Annotated in this window: 5 protein-coding genes and 1 pseudogene; 3 read left to right on the top strand and 3 right to left on the bottom strand. The window is 23.5% G+C overall.

Annotated features, from left to right (window positions below):
- The first annotated feature begins 177 nt into the window (after positions 1 to 177).
- Together AJN70_RS09555 and AJN70_RS09550 are read left to right on the top strand one after the other, a co-directional pair.
- The gene (locus tag AJN70_RS09555) at positions 178 to 321 is read left to right on the top strand and encodes a hypothetical protein (RefSeq protein WP_002807233.1); all 144 of its coding nucleotides are present in this window, start codon (positions 178 to 180) and stop codon (positions 319 to 321) included.
- 174 nt (positions 322 to 495) lie between these two features.
- A complete protein-coding gene (locus tag AJN70_RS09550; RefSeq protein ID WP_162842081.1) occupies positions 496 to 657 on the top strand; it encodes a hypothetical protein in 162 nt (53 codons plus the stop codon).
- On the opposite strand, the gene AJN70_RS01445 is transcribed toward AJN70_RS09550, so the two are convergent.
- Complete coding sequence (locus tag AJN70_RS01445) at positions 654 to 848, bottom strand: polymerase (RefSeq protein WP_038401389.1); 195 nt, start codon at positions 846 to 848, stop codon at positions 654 to 656. The two genes, AJN70_RS09550 and AJN70_RS01445, sit on opposite strands and share 4 nt — an antisense overlap.
- A 12-nt stretch (positions 849 to 860) precedes the next feature.
- A complete protein-coding gene (locus tag AJN70_RS01440) occupies positions 861 to 1,091 on the bottom strand; it encodes a hypothetical protein (RefSeq protein ID WP_044779695.1) in 231 nt (76 codons plus the stop codon).
- Positions 1,092 to 1,320: 229 nt separating this feature from the next.
- Between AJN70_RS01440 and AJN70_RS09995 the strand changes: the two are divergent.
- Positions 1,321 to 2,254, top strand: a pseudogene (locus AJN70_RS09995) (tyrosine-type recombinase/integrase).
- A gap of 50 nt (positions 2,255 to 2,304) precedes the next feature.
- Here AJN70_RS09995 and AJN70_RS01430 read toward each other — a convergent pair.
- On the bottom strand, positions 2,305 to 2,592 hold the full coding sequence (locus tag AJN70_RS01430; protein ID WP_186821006.1) for a hypothetical protein: 288 nt from the start codon (positions 2,590 to 2,592) through the stop codon (positions 2,305 to 2,307).
- Positions 2,593 to 2,611: the final 19 nt, after the last annotated feature.

The raw sequence follows: 2,611 nt of genomic DNA, 5'->3' as shown, positions 1-2,611 counted from the left end.
TTTAGATGATATGGTAAAACACAAACAAAGTGATGAAGTTTTTAAAGTGTTTTATAAAAAAGATGATAATAGAGTTAGTAATATGCAAGCTTTAAATCGTTTTGATAAACTTAAAGGTGCAATGACAAAAATAATTTTAGATAGTGGTTTTAAACCTGATAAATAAAAAGGATTAATATGTGTAAAGATCAAGAATATATAGAGCAAAGAAAGGTTTTATGGGAAAAAAGTTTTGAAGCCTTTAAAGATGATAAAGTGTATCAAAAAGAACAGCTTGAACTTGCAGAAGCAGGAATTAATGATGGCTTAGAGGAGGATTAATTATATAATTAGCCATATATTTATATTAGTTTTTTTAAAAAACCGTTTTTACTATTCTTTAATCTTTTATATTGTATTTTGATTGTCTTATTTATGTAATTTTATATATAAAAAATTTACAACAAAACCCTTTATGGTATAATAAAAATAAAAATTATATAAGAAAGGATATAAATGGCTATAAAAATTGAAATTAGCGGATTTGATAAGGATTTTTTACCTGTTTTTGAGAGTTTAGCTAAAAGCTTATCTCAAAAGCCTATTTTATCAATGTTTTTTTCTTATTTTTTGAGCAAAAACTTACGCATACCCTTTTTTCATTTTTTGTTTCTTTAACTTCTCAAAAAAATTTGTGCCTCATTAAAACTTGGAAATACATTATTTTTTCTTCCTGTGCAACTTTTAAAACGCACATTTCCGTAAACTCTCTCAACCATATATTCCTCAAATAAAGTGGCAATAATTTCTATGCTATAATAGCGAATGTTTCCTTTCTCAGTTATTCTGTGCAACAAAACATTATTCATAAAAAAACCTAATTAAAAATTATTTATTTTATTCAAAAAATCATTTTTAAACATTTTTTCTATAGCAAGCTTAATCATTTGATTAATTTTCTCATTTTCTTTATTTGCATTAGAAATTTCATCTTTGTAAGTAGGAATCATCATTTCTATCATTTTTAATGTTTTTTCATCAAATAAAACTCTTTTTGGAATTAATATTTCATTTTTTTGAATATTTTCATTATTTATTGTATTTTTTTCCATTTTTATCCTTTAATTTGTTAAAATATATAAATTATACCATAATTTTAATAAAAAATTGTATAAATAGACAAATAATGCAAAAATATAAATATTTTTATGGTATAATTTAAAATATATAACATAATCTTATTTCAAAATAAGCCTATTAAAATATATATTTTGGTATTAACACAAGCAAATAAATATAACATAATATATTATTATGTTATAAAAAAAGGATATAAATAAAATGAAACTTAAAAATACTACAATAAGCGAAGATTTAGAGCGTTGGATAGAAGCTTATTTGAAACATATTCAAGCATTATCCTATTCAAATAATACTTTTTTACTTTATAGGCGTATTTTACTAGAATTTGTAGAATATTTATTAGAATATCAAGATGAAATGCAAATAAACGATATAAAAACGACTTTTTTAGTCAATTTTCTTAATTATTTAGAAAATAATTCAAAAAATGGCAATAAACTATCAAAAAAAACAAAAATAACTTATTTGAGAGTATTAACTAGCTTTTTTTATAAGCGATAATAATGATGATTTGTTTATTTTTTCCTTTGATATGAAGAAAATTAGATTTAGAACAGAAAAATCAGAAGAAAAATTAAATTATCTTAATGAAAATGAAATTATAAGGCTAAATAATGTTTTAGAGAAAGAAAAAGCAAAAAAAGAAGTTTATAATAGTTTTAGAAACTCTTTACTGATAAAACTTATGCTTTATGGAGGACTTAGAATTTCTGAAGCTTTAAATGTAAAACTTTGTGATTTTGAAGAGGTTGAAGATGAAATATTAAAAATATCCATAATAGGCAAGGGCGGTAAAGAACAATTTGCATTTATTAAAAAAGAAGAAGTGGATGATGAGCTTGAATATTTTAAAGAAAATATCCAAGATAGTGATTACATAATGCAAACTAGCACAGGAAAACATTTAAATAGAAGCAATGCTTTTTTGATTGTAAATAATATTTACGCTAAAGCTTTGATCAGCAAAAAAGGACTTCATTTGCTTAGACACACTTTAGCCATGAGATTAACAGCCAAAGGAACAAACCTTGTGGTCATACAAAAAATTCTAAGACATGCAAATCTAAATACTACTACTATATATGCCAAAGCAACAAATGATACAATAAAAGCTGCGTTATTGAATAATTAATTTTTCTAAAATTGAGTATTTGCATAGACTTCAAGAAGAAGTCTATGTGTTTAAAATTGTTCTAATAAAAGCTTAGGCTCTCCGCCAAGTATTTTGATGAAATTTGCAATTCTTGATTGTATTATTTCTACGGAATACATACCTCCTAAACCGCCTAAAGTATAAAATAATTCTTCGAAAATGTCTTCTTTGTTAAATTCAAGTTCTTCTATGTCAATAAGATCAGGAGTTCGGCTACATTTTTGTAAATTTTGATATATTTTGACTAAAATCTTGATTTTTTGTAGATTACTTTCAGCCTCTAAATAAGAATTTAAGTGTATTATTAGGGTTTTTATGAGTTTTTCTCTATTTTCT

The sequence above is a fragment of the Campylobacter sp. BCW_4341 genome, assembly GCF_001764255.1.
GTDB classification, from domain to species: domain Bacteria; phylum Campylobacterota; class Campylobacteria; order Campylobacterales; family Campylobacteraceae; genus Campylobacter_D; species Campylobacter_D jejuni.
This window is presented reverse-complemented; position numbering and strand designations above follow the sequence as displayed.